21 protein-coding genes are annotated in these 19774 nt (G+C 60.4%); 19 read left to right on the top strand and 2 right to left on the bottom strand.

Translation table 11 applies throughout. From position 1 onward, the window contains the following. Positions 1–152 precede the first annotated feature (152 nt). From rem to QN219_RS00465, 14 genes are all read left to right on the top strand, one after another. Positions 153–824, top strand: coding sequence for a transcriptional activator Rem (gene rem / locus QN219_RS00400; protein ID WP_283997109.1), 672 nt, complete (start codon positions 153–155; stop codon positions 822–824). Between the two features lie 90 nt (positions 825–914). Then, on the top strand, positions 915–2144 hold the full coding sequence (locus tag QN219_RS00405; RefSeq protein ID WP_283997110.1) for a flagellar hook protein FlgE: 1230 nt from the start codon (positions 915–917) through the stop codon (positions 2142–2144). A 24-nt stretch (positions 2145–2168) separates the two neighbouring features. Next, on the top strand, positions 2169–3626 hold the full coding sequence (gene flgK, locus QN219_RS00410; RefSeq protein WP_283997112.1) for a flagellar hook-associated protein FlgK: 1458 nt from the start codon (positions 2169–2171) through the stop codon (positions 3624–3626). 2 nt (positions 3627–3628) lie between these two features. After that, complete coding sequence (locus QN219_RS00415; RefSeq protein WP_283997114.1) at positions 3629–4687, top strand: flagellar hook-associated family protein; 1059 nt, start codon at positions 3629–3631, stop codon at positions 4685–4687. A gap of 34 nt (positions 4688–4721) precedes the next feature. Beyond that, positions 4722–5069 carry a flagellar biosynthesis regulator FlaF gene (gene flaF, locus QN219_RS00420; protein WP_283997116.1) on the top strand — a complete coding sequence of 116 codons (348 nt, stop codon included), beginning with the start codon at positions 4722–4724 and terminating at the stop codon, positions 5067–5069. Beyond that, a complete protein-coding gene (gene flbT, locus QN219_RS00425) occupies positions 5066–5515 on the top strand; it encodes a flagellar biosynthesis repressor FlbT (RefSeq protein WP_153438395.1) in 450 nt (149 codons plus the stop codon). Before flaF ends, flbT begins: the two co-directional genes overlap by 4 nt. Further along, positions 5506–5922, top strand: coding sequence for a flagellar hook assembly protein FlgD (gene flgD, locus QN219_RS00430; RefSeq protein WP_173510884.1), 417 nt, complete (start codon positions 5506–5508; stop codon positions 5920–5922). The genes flbT and flgD overlap by 10 nt, the downstream gene beginning before the upstream one ends. Positions 5923–5928: 6 nt before the next feature. Continuing rightward, positions 5929–6195 (top strand): flagellar biosynthesis protein FliQ, encoded by a 267-nt coding sequence (fliQ, locus tag QN219_RS00435; protein WP_136506065.1) that lies wholly within the window; start codon positions 5929–5931, stop codon positions 6193–6195. Positions 6196–6394: 199 nt separating this feature from the next. Next, entirely contained in the window at positions 6395–8482 is a 2088-nt protein-coding gene (gene flhA / locus QN219_RS00440; RefSeq protein WP_283997118.1) for a flagellar biosynthesis protein FlhA, read from the top strand. Next, positions 8479–9231 carry a flagellar biosynthetic protein FliR gene (fliR, locus tag QN219_RS00445; RefSeq protein ID WP_283997119.1) on the top strand — a complete coding sequence of 251 codons (753 nt, stop codon included), beginning with the start codon at positions 8479–8481 and terminating at the stop codon, positions 9229–9231. The genes flhA and fliR overlap by 4 nt, the downstream gene beginning before the upstream one ends. Before the next feature lie 4 nt (positions 9232–9235). Next, on the top strand, positions 9236–9628 hold the full coding sequence (locus QN219_RS00450; RefSeq protein WP_283997121.1) for a hypothetical protein: 393 nt from the start codon (positions 9236–9238) through the stop codon (positions 9626–9628). Between the two features lie 213 nt (positions 9629–9841). Next, the gene (locus tag QN219_RS00455) at positions 9842–10393 is read left to right on the top strand and encodes a rod-binding protein (RefSeq protein WP_283997122.1); all 552 of its coding nucleotides are present in this window, start codon (positions 9842–9844) and stop codon (positions 10391–10393) included. A 64-nt stretch (positions 10394–10457) separates the two neighbouring features. After that, positions 10458–10826 (top strand): hypothetical protein, encoded by a 369-nt coding sequence (locus QN219_RS00460; RefSeq protein WP_283997124.1) that lies wholly within the window; start codon positions 10458–10460, stop codon positions 10824–10826. Continuing rightward, on the top strand, positions 10826–11395 hold the full coding sequence (locus tag QN219_RS00465) for a hypothetical protein (RefSeq protein ID WP_283997125.1): 570 nt from the start codon (positions 10826–10828) through the stop codon (positions 11393–11395). The genes QN219_RS00460 and QN219_RS00465 overlap by 1 nt, the downstream gene beginning before the upstream one ends. Before the next feature lie 124 nt (positions 11396–11519). On the opposite strand, the gene QN219_RS00470 is transcribed toward QN219_RS00465, so the two are convergent. Next, positions 11520–12509: a glycosyltransferase gene (locus QN219_RS00470; RefSeq protein WP_283997127.1), complete on the bottom strand. Its 990-nt coding sequence runs from the start codon at positions 12507–12509 to the stop codon at positions 11520–11522. A 235-nt stretch (positions 12510–12744) separates the two neighbouring features. On the opposite strand from QN219_RS00470, the gene QN219_RS00475 reads away from it, so the two are divergent. Together QN219_RS00475 and folD are read left to right on the top strand one after the other, a co-directional pair. Next, entirely contained in the window at positions 12745–13467 is a 723-nt protein-coding gene (locus QN219_RS00475; protein WP_283997129.1) for a WecB/TagA/CpsF family glycosyltransferase, read from the top strand. Positions 13468–13731: 264 nt separating this feature from the next. Further along, the gene (gene folD / locus QN219_RS00480; RefSeq protein WP_283997130.1) at positions 13732–14631 is read left to right on the top strand and encodes a bifunctional methylenetetrahydrofolate dehydrogenase/methenyltetrahydrofolate cyclohydrolase FolD; all 900 of its coding nucleotides are present in this window, start codon (positions 13732–13734) and stop codon (positions 14629–14631) included. Between the two features lie 92 nt (positions 14632–14723). Here folD and QN219_RS00485 read toward each other — a convergent pair whose 3' ends face one another. Further along, a complete protein-coding gene (locus QN219_RS00485; RefSeq protein ID WP_283997132.1) occupies positions 14724–15779 on the bottom strand; it encodes a substrate-binding domain-containing protein in 1056 nt (351 codons plus the stop codon). Positions 15780–16075: 296 nt separating this feature from the next. Between QN219_RS00485 and QN219_RS00490 the strand changes: the two genes are divergently transcribed. The 3 genes from QN219_RS00490 to QN219_RS00500 all read left to right on the top strand — a co-directional run bounded on the left by QN219_RS00490 (position 16076) and on the right by QN219_RS00500 (position 19754). Beyond that, complete coding sequence (locus QN219_RS00490) at positions 16076–17434, top strand: ABC transporter substrate-binding protein (protein WP_283997134.1); 1359 nt, start codon at positions 16076–16078, stop codon at positions 17432–17434. Between the two features lie 162 nt (positions 17435–17596). After that, a complete protein-coding gene (locus tag QN219_RS00495) occupies positions 17597–18607 on the top strand; it encodes a sugar ABC transporter permease (RefSeq protein ID WP_283997136.1) in 1011 nt (336 codons plus the stop codon). 1 nt (position 18608) lies between these two features. Next, positions 18609–19754, top strand: coding sequence for a carbohydrate ABC transporter permease (locus QN219_RS00500; protein WP_283997138.1), 1146 nt, complete (start codon positions 18609–18611; stop codon positions 19752–19754). Positions 19755–19774 lie beyond the last annotated feature (20 nt).

Here is a 19774-nt window from a genome sequence, read left to right on the forward strand (position 1 = left end):
ACTAACGAGTACCCACTAGATATAGACCAAATCGGCACGCAATTCCTAATCAATTATTAAAATCCCCCATTAACTTCCTCTAGTTGTTCGTGAATCCCTCGATTCGTACCTCTTTATCAACGAGGCACCCATATTGATTCGGAGGCGGACGAATGATCGTGGTGGTTGACGATAGAGAGCTCGTAAAGGATGGCTACACGTCCTTGTTCGGGCGCGAAGGTATTCCCTCGACGGGCTTTGATCCCAGAGAATTCGGCGAGTGGGTAAACACGGCTGCAGACTCGGATATCGATGCGGTCGAGGCGTTCCTGATCGGGCAGGGCGACAGCGCGTTCAGCCTGCCGCGCGCGATCCGTGACCGCTCGATGGCGCCGGTCATCGCGATGAGCGACACGCCTTCGCTCGAAAACACCCTGGCGCTGTTCGACTGCGGCGTTGACGATGTCGTGCGCAAGCCGGTGCACCCGCGGGAAATCCTCGCCCGTGTTGCCGCGATCCGCCGACGCCTCAAGGCCATTACCAATTATACCGACATCGGACCGATCCGCGTTTTCGCCGACGGCCGCGATCCCGAGCTCAATGGCGAGGTTTTCGCACTGCCGCGCCGCGAACGGCGCATCCTCGAATATCTGGTCGCCAATCGTGGCCGTCGCGTATCGAAGTCCCAGATCTTCAACGCGATCTACGGCATCTTCGATGAAGACGTCGAGGAGAACGTCGTCGAAAGCCACATCAGCAAGCTGCGCAAGAAATTGCGCAAGAAGCTCGGCTTCGACCCGATCGATTCCAAGCGCTTCCTTGGCTACTGCATCGACTGGAATTGAGCGCGCGGTAGCGGGCCGGGGCCGGCTCAAGACAGGTTCACGCAAGGCCCGGCTCCTAGTGTCGCCGCAACGAGGAATTGAGGATCCGATATGAGTCTCTACGGTACCATGAGAACCGGCGTGTCCGGCATGAACGCCCAATCGAACCGGCTCAGCACAGTCGCCGAGAACATCGCGAACGCCAACACGACCGGCTACAAACGCGCCTCGACGGAATTCTCCTCGATGATCCTGCCGTCGAGCAACGGTGCTTACAACTCCGGCGGCGTGCAGACCCAGGTTCGCTACAGCATCTCCGAGCAGGGCGCGACGACTTACACCACTTCCGGCAGCGATCTTGCCATCGACGGCGGTGGCTTCTTCATCGTTGAAGGTGCCAATGGGCAGGAATACCTGACACGCGCCGGCGCCTTCGTCCCGGACAAGGAAGGCAATCTCGTCAATGCCGCCGGCTTCACGCTGATGGGCTACGAGTACCAGGCTGGCGCCGATCCGACGGTTGTCGTCAACGGCTTCGACGGTCTGACCAAGGTGAATCTCAGCTCGGAGGGCTTGGTCGCCCAGGGGTCGACGAGGGGTTCGATGGGCGCCAATCTTCCGTCGGGGGCGGCCGTGGGCGATACATCCACGACGTCGCTCGTGGTCTATGACAGCCAGGGCAACACGCGCATTCTCGATTTTGTGTACGAAAAGACCGCAGCAAACAATTGGTCGGTCGAAATCCGCGACCGTGCGACCTATACCGCCGGTCCACCAGCCACCGGCGTGCTCGGCACTGCGGCCTTGGCCTTTGATGCGAGTGGCGCGCTCACGACTTCCCCGGCAACGCTTACCACCACAGCGATAACGGGCCTACCCGGGACCGGCGCAAACCTTGCCGCAATCACGGTCGACCTGACCAAGACCACCCAGCTCGGCTACGCCTTCAACTCCGACGGAGGTACGATTGACGGCAATGCGCCGAGCAAGGTTGCCGGTTTTCAGATCGATTCCGACGGCATCGTCTACGTCAAATACGAAAACGGCAAACTCGATCCGCGCTACCGCATTGCGCTCGCCAATGTGCAGAGCCCGGACAAGCTGCTGCCGGAGTCCGGCAACGTCTATTCGCAAGGCGTCGATTCCGGCGTCATCATCACCGGCTTTGCCGGTGCCGGCAGCTTCGGCGAAATCCTTTCCGGCGCACTTGAAAGCTCGAACGTCGATATCGCCGAAGAACTGACGGCGATGATCGAATCCCAGCGCAACTACACGGCTAACTCCAAGGTCTTCCAGACCGGCGCCGAACTGCTCGACGTGCTGGTCAACCTGAAACGGTAATCGAAAAGAGAGACGGTCCGCGTCATGTCGCTGTCCACCGCAATCACGATCGCGCAATCGGCCTTCAACACCACGGCGGCCCAGACAGCCGTCGTGTCGAAGAACATCGCGAATGCGGGCAACGCCGACTATTCGCGCCGGATGGCGCTGTTGGGCTCCACCCCCAACGGAGCGCAAGTCGTCTCGATCTATCGGGCGCAGAACGAGGCGCTGCTGAAGCAGAGCATCGCCAGCATCGGTCAGTCGTCCGGCCAGAGCCGTCTCCTCTCGGGTCTGGAGCTCCTGAAATCCTCGCTCGGCGGCAACGACTACGAAACGTCGCCGGCGACATTCCTGGCGGCGTTCCGGGACAGCCTGCAGACATTCGCGTCGACACCCGGAAACCCGGCGATGGCCGCTTCCGCGGTATCGGACGCAGGCGATCTGGCCAATGCTATCAGCACGACGGCAAATGCAGTTCAAAGCCTTCGCGCCGATGCCGACAAGGAAATCGCGATCGAGGTCGAGAAGCTCAACAGCCTGCTTGCCGATTTCGAGAATGCGAACAACGCGGTCAAATCGGCGACGGCTCAGGGGCAGGACCCGAGCGAAGCCCTCGACCAACGCGACAAGATCCTGAAGCAGGTTTCGGAGATCATCGGCATCTCGACAGTCACGAGAGCCAACAACGACACCGTGATCTACACTGCGGATGGCACCGTGCTCTTCGAGACCATGCCGCGAACCGTGACGTTTGCTCCGAAAGCGGCCTATGACGCGACGATCACGGGCAACAAGATCTACGTCGATGGTGTTCCGGTGGCGGCCGGTGCCGGCGCCAACACGACGGCTGAAGGCAAGCTGGCGAGCTTGCTTCAACTGCGCGACGACGTCGCGCCGAAATTTCAGTCGCAGCTCGACGAAATCGCCCGCGGTCTGGTGACCCTCTTCCAGGAGGGCAATCCGTCCGGCGTGCCGCCGATCCCCTATGCCCCCGGGCTCTTTACCTGGTCAGGCGGTACCGTGCCGCCGGCAGGCACGGTCGTTCCCGGCCTTGCTGCAACGCTTGCCGTCAATCCTCTGGCAAAGGCCAATCCCATGCTGCTGCGTGACGGCGGCTTCAATGGTGTCGTGTCCAATCCGGGCGGGGCTGCAACGCCCGATGCGGGCTACACCGCCCTGCTTGAAGGTTTCATCGCGGCCATGGGCGAGGGCATGGCCTTCGACCCCGCAACGGGCCTCGACGGAAGCAGCTCGATCCTCGATTTCGCGACATCCTCCATTGGTTGGCTGGAGCAGTTGCGCAGCACCGCTTCGACCGCCAGCGACAACAAATCCGCGCTGCTCGCTCGCACCCAGGAAGCCCTGAGCAAAGAGACGGGCGTCAGCATCGACGAGGAATTGTCGCTGCTGCTCGACCTGGAGCAATCCTACAAAGCATCGGCCAAGCTGGTCAGTACGGTGGACGCCATGATGGCGGCCCTTCTCGAAGCCGTGAGGTAATCATGAAGACGTCCTTCGTTTCGAATCTGGCGATACAAAACGCCATGCGGCTGACGATCCAGCAGCAGCAGGCGGAAATGCTCGACCTTCAAAAGGCATTGACGACCGGCCGCCATGCCGATGTCGGCGTCACGCTCGGAGCGTCGACCTCGCGCTCGCTCAACCTGCAACGCGAACTGGCGCGCATGAATGCGCTGACAAGCACCAACTCGATCGTCAACCAGCGGCTCTCTGCCTCTCAGGAGGCGCTCGAAACGATGGCGAGCGCCGCCCAAAAGGTTCGCGACACCTTGATGACTTTCAAGGGCAACGATTCCGCCGACAAGCTTGCGATCCAGAAGACCGAAATCGACAGCGCTCTCTCGCTTTTCACGGCAGCGGCGAACACCTCGTTCAATGGCGAGTTCCTGTTCTCCGGCATCAATTCGGACGTAAAGCCGCTCGCGGATTACAATTCCGCTGCAACCTCGGCTGCCAAGACTGCGTTCAACACGGCCCTGTCGACATACATGGCCGCTCAGGTCCCGCCGCTGACGGCGATGGACCAGTTCTCCGTCACGCAGATGCAAGGTTTCATAACCACGGTCGTGGAGCCGATGTACACCGGCGCCCAATGGGACGCCGATTGGTCCGATGCGTCGAACCAGAACATGACCAGCCGCATCAGCACGTCGGAGATCATTGAAAGCTCGACGAATGTCAACACGACCGGCGTCCGGATGTTCGCGCTCGCAAGCATCATCGCGTCGGAGCTGATGGACAAGGGTGTCACGTCGGAGGTCCGCAGCGCCATCGGTGAAGCAGCCCTTGTTTACGTCGAACAGGGGATCACCGGCATCGACGCCGAACGCAGTGCCCTCGGTGTCGCCGAGGCTCGCGTGAAGAAGGCGAATGATTCACTGGCGGCGCAGATCAAACTCGTCACCACGCATGTCGGCGATATCGAGGGGATCGACGAGGAGGCGGTGTCGACACGGATAAACCTGCTGAAAACGCAACTTGAGACATCTTATACGCTCACGTCACGGATCCAGCAGTTGAGCTTGCTCAATTTCCTCTGACGAGAGGAACCGGACAAACATGAAGGATGTCTGAATGTATCAATTTTCGTATGCCGAGATCATGGAGGACGGCGTCGCCGATTCCAAGGATCGCGAACGGCAGGTACTCGATCGCTCGATCGCGCTCCTGGAGGCGGCGAAACAGCAGAAAGGGTACTCACGGGAGGCTATTGAGGCGATCTATTTTACCCGGCGCGTCTGGATCCGCTTCATCGAGGATTTGCGCACGCCGGATAACCAGCTCAACGAAGAGCTGCGCGCCAATCTGATTTCGATCGCCATCTGGGTCTTGAATGAGACGGAGAAGATCCGCAAACGCGAATCTTCCAACTTCCAGGGCATTATAGACATTACCACCATCATCAGGGATGGACTGAAATGAAGAGCACACTGCGTATCTCGCTGAAATCGGGCGAAAGAATTTTTGTAAACGGCGCGGTGCTTCGTGTTGACCGCAAGGTCGCGGTCGAGTTCCTGAACGACGTCACCTTCCTCCTGGAAAACCATGTGCTGCAGCCTGAAGATGCGACGACGCCGCTGAAGCAGCTCTACTTCATTGCCCAGATGATCCTGATCAATCCGGAAGGCGCCGAGCAGTCGACGGCGATGTTCCGCAAATCGATCGTCATGCTCCTGAACTGCTTCAAGAACGAAGAGGTTCTGGCCGAGCTGAAGCGCATCGATGGTCTCGTCACGCAGGGCCGCGCTTTCGAAGCGCTGAAGGCGATCCGGGCGCTCTATCCGATCGAAGATCGCATTCTTAATGCGCAGGAAATCACGCCGGCAACGGTCGAGCAGATTCGCAAGGAGATTGCCCCATGGCGGTAAGTGGTGTCAGCAATACCTCGAGCAGCTACACGCCGACCGTATCCGGCCTGGAGTCCGGGGCGGATCAGACCGCTGCAACGCTGAACTACGAGAGCTTCCTGAAGCTGCTCGTGGCGCAGATGAAGAACCAGGATCCGACCAGCCCGATGGACGCGACGCAGCAGATCGCCCAACTCGCGACCTTCTCGCAGGTGGAGCAGACGATCAAGACCAACAAGAACCTCGAAAGCCTGCTCCAGCGCACGTCACTCAGCGAAGCGGACGCGGTCATCGGCAAGACGGTCACCAGCGCCGACGGCAAGACGACTGGTGTCGTCAAGGAAGTGAAACTATACTCCGACGGAATCATCGCCGTCCTGGATACGGGCAAGGAGCTCGTCATTGGACCCGGCGTCAAAGTGAAGTGATGCCGTATGAACGAGGCGGACGCCCTTGATATTGTGCAGGCTGCGATCTGGACGGTGATCGTGGCCTCGGGCCCGGCCGTTCTCGCCGCGATGGTGGTCGGCGTCGTCATCGCCTTCATCCAGGCTCTGACTCAGGTGCAGGAAATGACGCTGACCTTCGTGCCGAAGATCCTGGCCGTCATGATTACCGTCGCCGTCTCCGCGCCCTTCGTCGGTGCGCAAATCTCCATCTTCACGGACATAATCTTCTCTCGGATCCAGTCCGGATTCTAGAGTGAGGTCCGATCCGAATTAGGCGCAGCGGCTTTCCCCGCGCGCTGCCTCTTCGAGCGCTCAGCGAAGCACCCCCCCTGCCCTGCCGGGCAGAGGGGGTATACCACCTTCACGCAAGCTTGGGCCTGTAGATCTCCGGCGACAGCTTGGGCAGCTTTCGCGGATCGCTGCCCGCCTCTCATGAAGAGACGGAAGAGACATGGCACAACAGGCAGCGCTGACTATCCCGAAACTCGCACCCAAGAGCCGGGACATCGGCTTTGCGCTCGGGATCGTGACGATCCTGTCGATTCTCTTCCTGCCGATTCCTCCGTTCCTGATCGACCTCGGGTTGGCGTTCTCGATCGCCTTCTCGGTGCTGATCCTGATGGTCGCGCTGTGGATCCAGCGGCCGCTGGACTTCTCGTCCTTTCCGACCATCCTGCTGATTTCGACGATGACCCGCCTGTCGCTGAATATCGCGACGACGCGCGTCATCCTTTCACATGGTCACGAGGGCCACGGCGCTGCGGGCGGCGTCATTTCCGGTTTCGCCAGCCTCGTCATGTCTGGCGATTTCGTGATCGGCCTGATCGTCTTCCTCATCCTGATCACGGTGAACTTCATCGTGATCACCAAGGGTGCGACCCGTATTGCCGAAGTCGGCGCCCGATTCACTCTCGATGCAATCCCCGGCAAGCAGATGTCGATCGATGCCGATCTTTCGGCCGGCCTGATCGACGAGAAGGAGGCACAGCGCCGCCGCCGCGAGCTGGAAGAGGAGAGTTCCTTCTACGGCGCGATGGACGGTGCCTCGAAATTCGTTCGCGGTGACGCGATCGCCGGCCTGATCATTACCGCGATCAATATCTTCGGTGGCATCATCATCGGCTATCTCCGCCACGACATGCCGATCGGCGAGGCGGCCGATGTCTTCGTCAAGCTCTCCGTCGGCGATGGTCTTGTCTCGCAGATCCCTGCGCTGATCGTCTCGCTTGCCGCCGGCCTGCTCGTCTCGCGCGGGGGGACCGCCGGCTCCACCGACCAGGCGGTTGTCGGGCAGCTCAGCGGCTACCCGCGGGCGCTGACGGTCGCCGCCGGTCTCATCATCCTGCTTTCGGTGATGCCGGGCCTGCCGTTCCTTCCCTTCGCGACTCTCGGTGGCGGCATGGCCTTCCTCGGCTGGGTCATTCCGAGGCAGCTCGCTGCTGCCGATGCGGAGAAGCGGGCACAGGAAGCGACGAAGGCCCAACAGGCGAAGGATAGCGACAAGGATTCCGTCAAATCGGTGCTGAAGACGGCGGAGATCGAACTCCTGCTCGGCAAGCAGGTCTCGACGCGGCTTCTCGGAGCCCATCAGGAACTCGCTTTCCGTGTCGGCAAGATGCGCCGCAAGTTTGCCGGCCAATACGGCCTCGTCGTTCCGGAGATCAAGGTCTCGGACGATATCTCGATTCCGGACAAGGCCTATCATATCCGCATTCATGGCACGACGATCGCCTCCAACACGGTGCGCGTCGGCGAGGTGCTGGTCGTGACCGGTGGCGGACGCCGACCGAGCGTGCCTGGCGACGAGATCAGGGAGCCCGCCTTCGGCATGCCGGCCGTCTCGATCCTGGAGACCTTCACGGAAGACCTTAAACGCGAAGGATTCCACCCGATCGACAACGTCTCGGTGGTGCTCACTCACCTCAGTGAGGTCATCCGCAACAATCTTCCGCAGCTTCTGTCCTACAAGGACGTGAAGGTGCTGATCGAACGGCTCGATCCGGAGTACCGGAAGCTCGCCGACGAGATCTGCACATCGCACATGTCCTATTCGGGGCTGCAGGCGGTGTTGAAGCTGCTGCTTGCCGAACGTGTGTCGATCCGAAACCTGCATCTCATTCTGGAAGCCGTGGCGGAGCTTGCGCCGCATGTGCGCAAGACCGAGCAGATCGTAGAGCACGTGCGCGTACGTATGTCGCAACAGCTCTGCGGCGACCTCGCCGATAACGGCATCCTCCGCGTTCTCCGGCTCGGCAACAAATGGGACATGGTCTTCCATCAGGCGCTGAAGCGCGACGCCAAGGGCGAGATCTTCGAGTTCGACATCGATCCCCGGCACCTGGAGGAATTCAGCGAACAGGCGACGAAGGTTATCCGTGAACATCTCGATCGCGGCATGCCCTTCGTGCTGGTAAGTTCCCCCGAATCCCGCTCTTATGTACGCATGATCATCGAACGCCTCTTCGCCACCCTTCCCGTGCTCTCCCATGTCGAGCTCGCCAAGGGTCTTGAGATCAAGATCATCGGCTCGATTTCATGATCTCCGATCCCGAGGGAACGGTGCTGGCGCTGTTTGCGGCCTTCTGCCGGATTGGCGCCTGCATCATGATCATGCCGGGGTTCTCCACGGCGCGCGTTCCCGTCCAGATCCGGCTGTTCCTTGCGGTTGCAATCTCCATGGCCATCTTGCCGATTATGTGGGACGACATCTACCCGCAGGTCACCGGGAAGGGTCACACCTACATTTATCTTATCGCGACCGAGACGATCGTCGGCGCCGTCATTGGTCTTGTCGCCCGTTACTATGTGCTCGGCCTGCAGTTTGCGGCCACGGCGGCGACCATGCTGATGGGGTTCAGCCCGCCGCCGTCGGCGGACGTTCTCGAAGACACGGCCGAAAACCAGGTCACTAGCTTGATCACCTTCGCCGGGCTGATGATCCTGTTCATGCTGGACTTCCACCATGTGATCATCGAGGCCGTCGCGCAATCCTACCGCGTGATGCCGATCAGCAGCGGCTTTGATCCGCAGGGCGTGTTGATCACGCTCGCCAATTCGCTGGGGCAGACCTTCATGATCATGCTGCGCCTCGCAAGCCCGTTCCTGATCTATGGCCTGCTCTTCAACGTCGCCATCGGAATGGTGAACAAGCTTGCCCCGCAGATTCCGATCTATTTCATCTCACAGCCCTATCTGATCATGGGCGGCATGTTCCTGCTCTATCTCGGGATCGCCGCAATGCTGCGACTCTTCGCCGACGGCTTCGCGCCGGTCATGCAGGGAGGCTAGGGGCGTGAAGACGCGGTCGGAAAAATTGAAGCGCCTGGTTGCCGTCCAGCGGCATCTTGAGCGGATGGCGGAAAGCGAACTTGCCGAGACCGCGCGCCAGCGCGCCGTCCTTGCAGAAACGATCGATGTGGTCGCCGATGCAATGGGTTCGGCTCACCCGATGCATCGCATTTTCTCGGGTCATTACGCCTCCCAGCTCGGGCGTCTCGCCCAGAAGGATCAGATGCTGCTCGGCATCCAGCAGGTGCACGAGGCCCGCATGCTGAGGGAGCGCGCAAAAGGCGATCGCTTCGAGGAAAACATGAAGGATGCACGCCTCGCGGAGGATCGCGAAGCGGCCGACAACTCGATCCTCGATCTGATCGACCAGCATCTCTCTACAGCGCCGCGCGTCTGATCAGACGCGCAAAGGTCGCTGTAGAACTTTGAGTTCTGCATGATTTTGTTCTTGAATCGATTCCGATTTAAGGAATCACGCAGTAGCGCTCCGCCAGCTTCCGGTAAGGTTGAAGGACGATAGTGCGCCATCGGGGCGTCCTTCCAAGGGGACAAGCCCGGTTCGGAATATTTGCGACCGCGCGCGACTGCGGGCGCTTCGAGAGGATGTGACATGGCAATTTCCCCGCCCAGCGATCTTGTGATGGACGTCGTCCGCGCGGCCGATCCGGCGGAAATCCAGGAGGCTCAGGCAAAGCTCAAGGCCAACCGCGCTGCTTTCCAGGCAACGAGCCTTGCGGAAAACGGCAATGGGTTTGCCGCGGCCGTTTCGGTTCTCAACCCGTCCGAGGGATCGACCGGACTGGGCGACATCAATAACCGTGTCGAGCAGAAGAAGATTCCCGAGACCTATCGGAAGTTCGAGGCGATGGTGCTGCAGAATTTCGTGAAGTCCATGCTGCCGAGCGAAAGCGAGAACGTCTACGGCAAGGGCACCTCCGGCGACGTCTGGAAAAGCATGATGGCGGAACAGATCGGCGACGTTCTCGCTGCGGGCGGCGGTATCGGCATTGCCGATCGCATGGTCGGGGACGACGCGACCGATCGGGTGAATGCGTCGGTCGACGGCAACAGCCACAACCTCGCGACGAGCATGGTCCAGGAGTACGAGCGCAAGGCTCTCTCCGGCTTTTTGACCAACGATGAAAAGAAAAAGCAAGCCTAGCGGATAAGCACACTCGGCGGGTTTCCGTCTGCATCGCGCTTTTGGATTATTTGGGAGTTGATTTATGGAAGCTGTGGCATCGAATGACGTACGAATTCGGAACGTTCTCGGCCGCCTGGAAATGATCATCGACAACGAGAACAGCCGTATCGGCGTGGACCCTGATTTCGATATCAGGACGTCGAACGCACACAAGAGCCGCTGCCTCTACGAACTGACGATGCTCCACCGCGATGCCGTTCCCGGCGAGATCTCGCCGGCCTTCGTTTCGCAGACGCGCCATCTGCGCAACAAGCTGCAGGTCAACTCCCAGAAGGTCGAGGCACATCTCGAAGCGGTGCGGTCCGTGGTCGATATTCTGAAGACGGCTGCCCAGGACGCGGATGCGGATGGCATCTACACCGAAGCGCAGTTCCGCTATAGCGATTTCTGATGCTGAAGCTCGTTCTCACCGGGGTCTGGGTCTGCGCCGTTACGCTCGGATCCGTCTACTTTTCGATGCAGTATGCTTCGGCGCCCGTCATATCGGAGGCCGAGGCGGATAGACGTGCATCCGAGGAATACATACCGGGAGAAATCATCACCGTCCCGGTCATCAAGGAAGGGGCGGTGCAGGGATATTTTCTTGCCAAACTGTCCTTCTCCGCAACGAAAGAAGGCATCGCGAAGCTGCACGCACCGCTCCGGCAGGTCGCGACGGATGAGCTTTACGACATGCTCGTCGGTTCGAAGTTCGTCGATCTCGCCGACACCGGGACATTCGACCTGCCGACCTTCAAGGTCGCGGTGAAGGACGGATTGAACAAGAAACTCGGCAGTGAAGTGATCACCGAGGTTCTGGTCGAACAGCTCGAATATCTCACCAAGGACGACGTCGAGCGCGTCGCCAACAGCCAGAACAGGCCATATCAAAAGCCGGTCCCTGTCGTCGACAAGAACGGCAACGTTGCTGCGGACAAGATTCCGGAAGGGGCGGTGAAGGCGAACAGCAGCGCCCATTGACCGGCTCTACAGCGCCGCGCGACCGGAGGCGCAGATTGCTGTAGCACTTTGAAAGTGCTGCATGACTTCGTCCCTTAAAATCGATTTAAGGAAACATGCAGTAGCGGCGTTTGCGAGCCGGCATTCAGGTGACGTTGTGCGTTCGGTCTTGCGCCTCTGCGGAGCCGATCTTCGCCGTCAGCCGGCCGACCGCGACATAGAGTGGATAGAGACTTGCCGCGGCGAGCCCGGTCTCTGCCCAAAGTTTGAGGCCGACCGGCAGAGAGGTGGCGATGAGCGCAAGGGATTTGCCGAGCGCTCTCAACCGACCGGAGAATGTCGGGTCGCGCTGATGCTCCAGGAGTGCCGAGATTGCGCCGTTCTCGAGACTGCGGGTACGGATCCACGACCTGGTGGTGTGATAAACAGGAACTGTTTCCGCGACCCAGGCTTCCGTTGCCCAGGCAAACGTGAACCCCTTCGCCCTGCATCGATCGAAGAAATCCGCTTCGCCGACGCCGACCACATTGAGCGCCGGATCCAGAAACGGCTGGGCCATCCCGTCGAGCGCCGCCCGGGCTATAAGGACGTTGCCTGCCGAATAGAGGATCGGTACCGGTCCGCTCTCATTGTAAGGAGGCGTGAAAACGGGGTGCCGCTTCCATTTCTGTTCGTGCGGATCCTCGAAGACGGGGAGTTGCGGCCCGCCGACGATATCCGCCCCATGGGTCTCCTGGACGGCAAGGAGGCGATCGAGCCACTCCGGAGCGGCAACTTCATCGTCATAGATGACCGCGAGCGCCCGGAGGTTGGGATAGAGATCGAGCGCTGTCGCCCATCCGGCATTGCACGCATGGGCGTGTCCGCGGCGGCGAACGACGACGATGGCGGAATCGGACGGGTGTCCGAGAAAGAAGCTTTTCGCCGGCTGGGCGCCAGCCAGCCCGTCCGCGTCGTTTTCGACGACCACAGTCGCCAAAGGAACGTCAGGCCGTTGGGAAACAATGGTTTTCAGCGTTTTGACGAGGTGATCCGGGCGGCGGAACGTCGGCACGACGACCACGAGTTCGATGTCGGCCGCATCTTCCCGTTCGGTCTGGAAATAGACGGTGATGTCCTGACCGTTCGGCGTCATCGTAAGACCTGTGCGCGCAGATAGCCGGCAAGCACTACAGCAAAATTTCCTAAACAGATGTTGAAGCCGGAAAACGGCTTTTGAATGAGAGCCTTAAACGGTGTTTTAGAGCAAGCAACTAAAGTGAGAAAAAATCGTCTCTCATCCCGTGCGGCAACATGTTTCCGATGCCCGTCTTTTTTGCGCCGATGGAAAGTCCTGCCTCGATCTTCGATACGGCGGGCCGGACCTGTCAATGGTTCGCCGCTTCGGCCGCCAGTACCGGAGGCAGGTCGCGATGAACGCCTTGTCGCGCATTGTCGCAACCGCGCCCAAGCGGATCGAATCTCGAGTGCCGAGTCGCGATTTCGGCTGGGCCGATGCTTTGGCCTTCGCCGATACAGTCGCCTCCCAGCCCACATGGCATGCGGTCGTGACCGAGCGTATGTTTCCGACCAGTCAGGATGCGGCGGCCTTCGTGCCCGCGCTGCTGACCTATATCGAGAAGCCGATGCGTGTTGCGCTGATCGGCTCGCATCATGACGTTGTGGAGCGCGCTGCCGAGAATTTCCGAAGCCACGCGCCCTGGCACGAATTCATAGCCGCCTGCGCCTTTTCCGGTCAGGGAAACGTTCTCGATGACGTACGCGCGCTCGAGCCCCACATTCTCCTCGTGGCGATCGAAAGCTCGAAACAGGAGAAATGGGTCGATCGAAACATTGCTCCCGAGCACGGCTGGCTCGTCATCGCCATCGACGACTTTGTGGTTGGAGAATTCTCCCCCACGCCCGCTCTCTTTCGTCTGCTGCGGCTCGATTGGCTCCATCGGCTCGCTGCCGAGGCAGGGCGGTGTCGCGCGTATCACGCCTTTCGGTGGAAACCGATCAAGCGCGGTCTCGATCTTGCCGGCGTTTCCGAACAGAAGCATTTCGAACCGCCGCAGGCGCACCGTGGTGCTAGCCGCATCTCGCGGGAATGATTCCGAGCGCTGCCGGTGATGTCTTGCTTGCGTCAAACACTGTCTTCGCCGGAGCAGTGGGGTGTCTCTGACACGACATTGCAAGTGGCGGACCCGGATCTTTCAGCGATGCAAGGAAATGCTGCTGACGTCGACGGAATGCTGTTCCGGTCCCGTCAGCTCTTGCATTTATGCGTTTGGAACAGCATAGGGCGCATGCAGGCAATCGCTTAATGCCGCGCGAACTAGAGTGTGCGGCGCGAAGGACAAACCGGGAGATACGCCGTGACGACTGTGATTGATGGCAAGGCCGTTGCCGCTTCGGTCATCGAAACCGTGAAATCCGCCACAAAGACGCTGGAGGCGGAAACCGGCGTCCGCGCCGGGCTCGCCGTGGTTATCGTCGGAGACGATCCGGCAAGCCACGCCTACGTATCGGCGAAGAGCAAGATGGCCAAGGAATGCGGTTTCCTTTCGGTCCAGCATACGCTGCCGCAGGAGACGTCGCAGGAGGAGCTGGCGGCGCTTGTCGCGGACCTTAACGCGGACGCCTCCATTCACGGCATTCTCGTGCAACTGCCGCTGCCGAAGCATCTTCAGTCAGAGCCGATCATCCAGTCGATCCTGCCCGAGAAAGATGTCGACGGTCTGCACGTCGTCAATGCCGGCAGGGTCGCGACCGGAGATCTCGAGAACGGGCTCATTTCCTGCACGCCTGCCGGGGCCATGGTATTCGTGCGCCGCACGCATGGGGAGGACCTTTCGGGGCTCAACGCCGTCGTCATCGGCCGCTCGAACCTCTTCGGCAAGCCGATGTCGGCGCTGCTTCTTGCCGCCAACGCAACAGTGACGACGGCACATTCCCGCACGAAGGATCTTCCCGCCGTCTGCCGCAACGCCGACATTCTGGTTGCCGCCGTCGGTCGCCCGGAAATGGTCAAGGCCGACTGGGTGAAGCCCGGCGCGACGGTCATCGACGTCGGCATCAATCGCGTGCCGGCGCCGGAACGCGGCGAGGGCAAGACGAAGCTCGTCGGCGACGTCGCTTTCGAGGAAAGCGCCAAGGTTGCAAGCGTGATCACGCCGGTTCCTGGCGGTGTCGGGCCGATGACCATTGCCATGCTGATGGCGAACACGATCATTGCAGCCTACCGCACGGCCGGTCGCAAGCCGCCGAAATTCTGACGAAGGCTCCAAAGATGTGAAATGGATGCGGGCGGAGGGCCAAACGCCTTTCCGTCCGTTTCAGCGTCCACGCGATTCCAGGCGGAAAACCGTCACACTCTTTTCCTGGAATTGATCTTTTTGGCGGACGCCGGTCCGGTCGACGCGCGAACGATCAGTTCCGCGCGCCAAAGTTCCTGATCCGGGTAGGCGCCGCGGTCCAGGATGCCGCCGATCAGCCGGCTTGCGACGCGCGCGCCGGCGGCCCTCAGCGACGAGCGCGTCGTCGTCAGCGGTACGCTGAAATTTTCCGGCTTCAGCATCGGCAAGACATCGTCATGAGCGATGATCGAGATATCCGTGCCGACCGTGAGACCGGCCTGATTGATCGCGCGCACGGCTCCGAGTGCGAGAGCCGTACTCGAGCAGAGAACGGCGGTAGGCGGATCCGGCTGCTTCAGAAAGCGCTGCATGCTGCGATAACCGTATTCATCGGTCATCACCGAGTGGTGGACCAATGTTTCGTCGAGTTCGAGGTCCCACTCCTTGAGGGCGCGCGTCACGCCCTTTTTCCGGCGAATGGCGAAGGCCAGGTGTTCCTGTCCGTTGATGAGAGCGATCCGCCGATGGCCGAGTTGGATGAGAAGCCTCGTCGCGTCGTAGAAGGCGCCCGTGTTGTCTATGTCGAGGAACGGGTAGTCTTTCGGGCCTCCGATCGATCGGCCATGCACGACAAAGGGGATAGACAGCGACTTGAGTATGGCGATGCGCGGGTCATTGGAGCGCATATGGGCAAGAAAGAGGGCGTCGACATTGCCGCTTGCCGCCAGGCGCCGGAACGTTGCTTCCTCGTCTTCGGGCGCACTTGGGTTCAGCACGAAATGAAAGTCGTGCTTGACGGCCTCTTCGGCGAGACCGGCAAGAAATTCGCCGAAATGAATGTCCGAACCGATGCCCGATGCAATCGGCATGACAAGGCCGATGGAGTAGGCCTTGCCCGTCGCCAGCCGTTGGGCGGCGCGGTTCGGCCGATAGCCGGTCTCGCGCACCGCTTTCAGGACCCGTTGCCGGGTCTTGGCGTTGACTTCCGGGTAGCCGTTGAGCGCTCGGCTGACCGTCGTCTGCGATAGGCCGAGCAACTCCGCTAGCTGCTTAAGATTGACCGGCATGGTCGGCATTCCTCCCAAAGCGCTTTGGATACCCTGTCCATTTAGGGTGTTCCGGCGAGCGCCCCCAAAATCCTGTACCACTCGCACTGCGCAGGAAAAAGCAAAAAGCCCTGTTTTCGCGCTGCAAAATGTTGATGCACGGCAATATCCACGCCAGTTTGAGACGGTCAGGAGGAAAGCGCTTGACTCTTCGTCCGCGGCGATGATTTCTTAGCAAACTCAAAGCGCTTTGAATTTTGCGCGTTGATGATCCGCCCGCGGCGCAACGTCCGGGTTCATGTTGGGAGGACAATAGCGTGAAGAGATCATTCCTGATGGGCGTGGCTGCGCTCGCCCTGGTAACGGGGGCTGCCGATGCTGCCGAGCTGAAATTCAAGCCCGGCGAGGATTCCAAATTCAATTGGGCGAGTTTCGAGGAATTCAAAAAGGGCCACGACCTCAAGGGACAAACGCTAACCATCTTCGGTCCATGGCGCGGCGAGGACGAGGCCTTGTTCAAGAGCGTTTATGCTTACTTCGTCGAAGCGACGGGCGCCGAGATCAAATATTCGTCCTCCGAAAACTATGAACAGCAGATCGTCATCGACACTCAAGCTGGCAGCCCGCCGGATGTCGCGATCTTGCCGCAGCCGGGTCTCATCGCCGATCTTGCTTCGAAGGGGTACCTGACGCCGCTTGGCGACGAAACCAAGCAATGGTTGCTCGACAACTACGCAGCCGGTCAATCCTGGGTCGATCTCTCCACTTACAACGGCAAGGACGGCGCACCGGCGCTCTACGCATTCCCTTACAAGATCGATGTGAAGTCGCTCGTCTGGTACGTGCCGGAAAACTTCGAGGACGCCGGCTACGAAGTGCCGAAGACCATGGAAGAACTGAAGGCGCTGACCGAGAAGATCGCCGCTGATGGTGAGAAGCCGTGGTGCATCGGCCTCGGTTCGGGCGGCGCGACCGGCTGGCCGGCGACGGACTGGGTCGAGGATCTGATGCTGCGCACGCAGCCGGCAGATGTCTACGACAAGTGGGTCAAGAACGAGATTCCGTTCACCGATCCGGCGATCACCGGCGCATTGGACGAATTCGGCTGGTTCGCACGTAACGACAAGTTCGTGGATGGCGGCGCCGCGGCCGTGGCCTCTGCCGACTTCCGTGACAGCCCGAAGGGTCTCTTCTCCTCGCCGCCGAAGTGCTACCTGCACCATCAGGCTTCGTTCATCCCGTCCTTCTTCCCGGAAGGCACCGTGATCGGCGAGGATGCCGATTTCTTCTACATGCCTCCCTATGAGAGCAAGAAGGATCTCGGCAATCCGGTGCTGGGTGCCGGTACGCTTGCGATGATCACCAAGGACACGCCGGCCGCACGCGCCTTCATCGAGTTTCTGAAGACGCCGATCGCGCATGAGGTCTGGATGGCCCAGACGAGTTTCCTGACGCCCTACAAGAGCGTCAACGTCGAGACCTATGGCAATCCGCCGCTGAAGAAGCAGGGCGAGATCCTGCTCAATGCGACGACCTTCCGTTTCGATGGTTCCGACCTGATGCCGGGCAAGATCGGCGCAGGCGCCTTCTGGACGGGTATGGTCGATTTCGTGGGCGGCAAGTCGTCTGCCGACGTCGCAGCCGGCGTGCAGAAGGCATGGGACTCCATCAAGTAAGACTAAAACAAAGACGGCGGACGATGCTAACCTCGTCCGCCGCTCCTTCGTTTCCGGATTGCCTTGGCAATCGGGGTAATCCCAATCAAGAGCGGTAGCCGCCATCACACGATGCGCCCGGAGCATCCTGCTTCGGAGCGCGTTTAAGGGGAGGGATGTGTCATGCAGCAGCTACTCGCTGCCATTCTGACGATGATTGCCGGTGTCCTGGCTTGTGCAGCATATTTCTGGGGCACAAATTTCATTCTCGACCGGATTTTCCCGTCGAAAGGTCTCTCCGGTAAGGCTGCGTCCCGCAACCTGCGCATCACCAACGCCATCCGGCCCTGGCTATTTCTGGCGCCCGCACTGTTCGCGCTGACGATCTACCTCATCTATCCGGTAATCGAATCCGTGTGGCTGAGCTTCCATGACCGCGGCGGCCAGAATTTCGTCGGCGCGCGCAACTACGGCTGGATGATTAACGACGGGGAATTCCGTCAGTCGATCTTCAACAATTTTCTCTGGCTGCTCGTCGTGCCTGCGCTGTCCACCTTCTTCGGCCTGGTCATTGCCGCACTCACCGATCGCATCTGGTGGGGCAACATCGCCAAGACGCTGATCTTCATGCCGATGGCGATCTCCTTCGTCGGCGCGGCCGTCATCTGGAAGTTCATCTACGATTATCGTGCGGAGGGAACAGAGCAGATCGGCCTCTTGAATGCCATCGTCGTCGCCTTCGGCGGCGTACCGCAGGCCTGGATCACGCTGCCTTTCTGGAACAATTTCTTCCTCATGGTCATCCTCATCTGGATCCAGACCGGATTTGCGATGGTCATTCTCTCCGCGGCTCTGCGCGGCATACCCGAAGAGACCATCGAGGCCGCGGTGATCGACGGCGCCAACGGCTGGCAGATCTTCTTCAAGATCATGGTGCCGCAGATCTGGGGCACGATCGCTGTCGTCTGGACCACCATCACGATCCTGGTGCTCAAGGTTTTCGACATCGTTCTGGCGATGACGAACGGGCAATGGCAGAGCCAGGTGCTCGCCAATCTCATGTTCGACTGGATGTTCCGCGGTGGCGGGGACTTCGGCCGCGGCGCGTCGATTGCCGTGGTGATCATGATTCTCGTCGTCCCGATCATGATCTGGAACATCCGCAACGCGGCCAAGGAAATGAGGAGCCACTGAGATGACCCCAGCCACGCGCTCCCCGCTGATGTGGGCCGTCCATCTCTCGGTGCTTCTCATCGTTGCGCTCTGGACGATGCCGACCGCCGGCCTGTTGATCTCGTCGCTGCGCGACAAGGATCAGCTCGCCGTTTCCGGATGGTGGACAGCGCTTGCCACTTCGTCGCGCAACGCCGTCGCGCGCGCTCCGTCGGCCGACAGCCAGGTCGAACGGAACGGCAAGTTCGTCATCTCCGGCAACGTTCTCGATGGTCAGGCCGGACAGGTTTCGGCCTTCGGCTTCTCCAGTCGTGAACCGGCGGCGTTCAAGGCCGGCGAAACCGCGGAACTGAACGACGGCGAGAAGCTGACGGTGCAGGCGGACGGCAGCTTCGAGATCGTTTCCGACACGAGGATGGAAGGCTCGCGCGGCCAGCGCATCTTTTTCACCGCCGCGGCACCGCCGCGTTTCACGCTCGACAACTATAGAGAGGTGCTGAGTGCGGAGGGCATTGGCGCGTCCTTCATCAACTCGCTGACGGTGGCCGTCCCATCGACGGTCATCCCGATTCTGATCGCGGCTTTTGCAGCCTATGCTCTGGCCTGGATGCCTTTTCCCGGGCGTGCAATCCTGATCGCCGTGGTCGTCGGCCTGCTGGTCGTGCCGCTGCAGATGTCGCTTATTCCGCTCTTGAAGCTCTATAACGGCGTCGGTGCTTTCCTCGGCGTGCCCGCCAAGACCTATATGGGCATCTGGCTCGCCCATACCGGCTTCGGCCTGCCACTCGCGATCTATCTCTTGCGCAATTACATGGCCGGTCTGCCGCGCGAGATCATGGAATCCGCACGCGTCGACGGCGCCAGCGATTTTGACATCTTCGTCAAGATCATCCTGCCATTGTCGTTCCCGGCGCTCGCCTCCTTTGCGATCTTCCAGTTCCTCTGGACCTGGAACGATCTTCTGGTCGCCATCGTCTTCCTCGGCACGGGCCAGGATCAGCTCGTCCTGACGGGGCGCCTGGTCAACCTCCTCGGCTCTCGCGGCGGCAACTGGGAAATCCTGACCGCTTCCGCCTTCATCACCATCGTCGTTCCTCTGATCGTCTTCTTCGCTCTGCAGCGCTATCTCGTGCGCGGCCTGCTCGCGGGGTCGGTCAAGGGCGGCTGACAGATTCAAGACAAGGACCT

The organism is Sinorhizobium sp. 8-89, assembly GCF_030124325.1.
GTDB lineage: Bacteria > Pseudomonadota > Alphaproteobacteria > Rhizobiales > Rhizobiaceae > Sinorhizobium.

Bases quoted from the DNA above. Each gene is read 5' to 3' on its own strand.
- rem (WP_283997109.1), top strand. From the start codon at position 153: ATGATCGTGGTGGTTGACGATAGAGAGCTCGTAAAGGATGGCTACACG.
- QN219_RS00405 (WP_283997110.1), top strand. From the start codon at position 915: ATGAGTCTCTACGGTACCATGAGAACCGGCGTGTCCGGCATGAACGCC.
- flgK (WP_283997112.1), top strand. From the start codon at position 2,169: ATGTCGCTGTCCACCGCAATCACGATCGCGCAATCGGCCTTCAACACC.
- QN219_RS00415 (WP_283997114.1), top strand. From the start codon at position 3,629: ATGAAGACGTCCTTCGTTTCGAATCTGGCGATACAAAACGCCATGCGG.
- flaF (WP_283997116.1), top strand. From the start codon at position 4,722: ATGTATCAATTTTCGTATGCCGAGATCATGGAGGACGGCGTCGCCGAT.
- flbT (WP_153438395.1), top strand. From the start codon at position 5,066: ATGAAGAGCACACTGCGTATCTCGCTGAAATCGGGCGAAAGAATTTTT.
- flgD (WP_173510884.1), top strand. From the start codon at position 5,506: ATGGCGGTAAGTGGTGTCAGCAATACCTCGAGCAGCTACACGCCGACC.
- fliQ (WP_136506065.1), top strand. From the start codon at position 5,929: ATGAACGAGGCGGACGCCCTTGATATTGTGCAGGCTGCGATCTGGACG.
- flhA (WP_283997118.1), top strand. From the start codon at position 6,395: ATGGCACAACAGGCAGCGCTGACTATCCCGAAACTCGCACCCAAGAGC.
- fliR (WP_283997119.1), top strand. From the start codon at position 8,479: ATGATCTCCGATCCCGAGGGAACGGTGCTGGCGCTGTTTGCGGCCTTC.
- QN219_RS00455 (WP_283997122.1), top strand. From the start codon at position 9,842: ATGGCAATTTCCCCGCCCAGCGATCTTGTGATGGACGTCGTCCGCGCG.
- QN219_RS00460 (WP_283997124.1), top strand. From the start codon at position 10,458: ATGGAAGCTGTGGCATCGAATGACGTACGAATTCGGAACGTTCTCGGC.
- QN219_RS00465 (WP_283997125.1), top strand. From the start codon at position 10,826: ATGCTGAAGCTCGTTCTCACCGGGGTCTGGGTCTGCGCCGTTACGCTC.
- QN219_RS00470 (WP_283997127.1), bottom strand. From the start codon at position 12,509: ATGACGCCGAACGGTCAGGACATCACCGTCTATTTCCAGACCGAACGG.
- QN219_RS00475 (WP_283997129.1), top strand. From the start codon at position 12,745: ATGGTTCGCCGCTTCGGCCGCCAGTACCGGAGGCAGGTCGCGATGAAC.
- QN219_RS00485 (WP_283997132.1), bottom strand. From the start codon at position 15,779: ATGCCGGTCAATCTTAAGCAGCTAGCGGAGTTGCTCGGCCTATCGCAG.
- QN219_RS00495 (WP_283997136.1), top strand. From the start codon at position 17,597: ATGCAGCAGCTACTCGCTGCCATTCTGACGATGATTGCCGGTGTCCTG.
- QN219_RS00500 (WP_283997138.1), top strand. From the start codon at position 18,609: ATGACCCCAGCCACGCGCTCCCCGCTGATGTGGGCCGTCCATCTCTCG.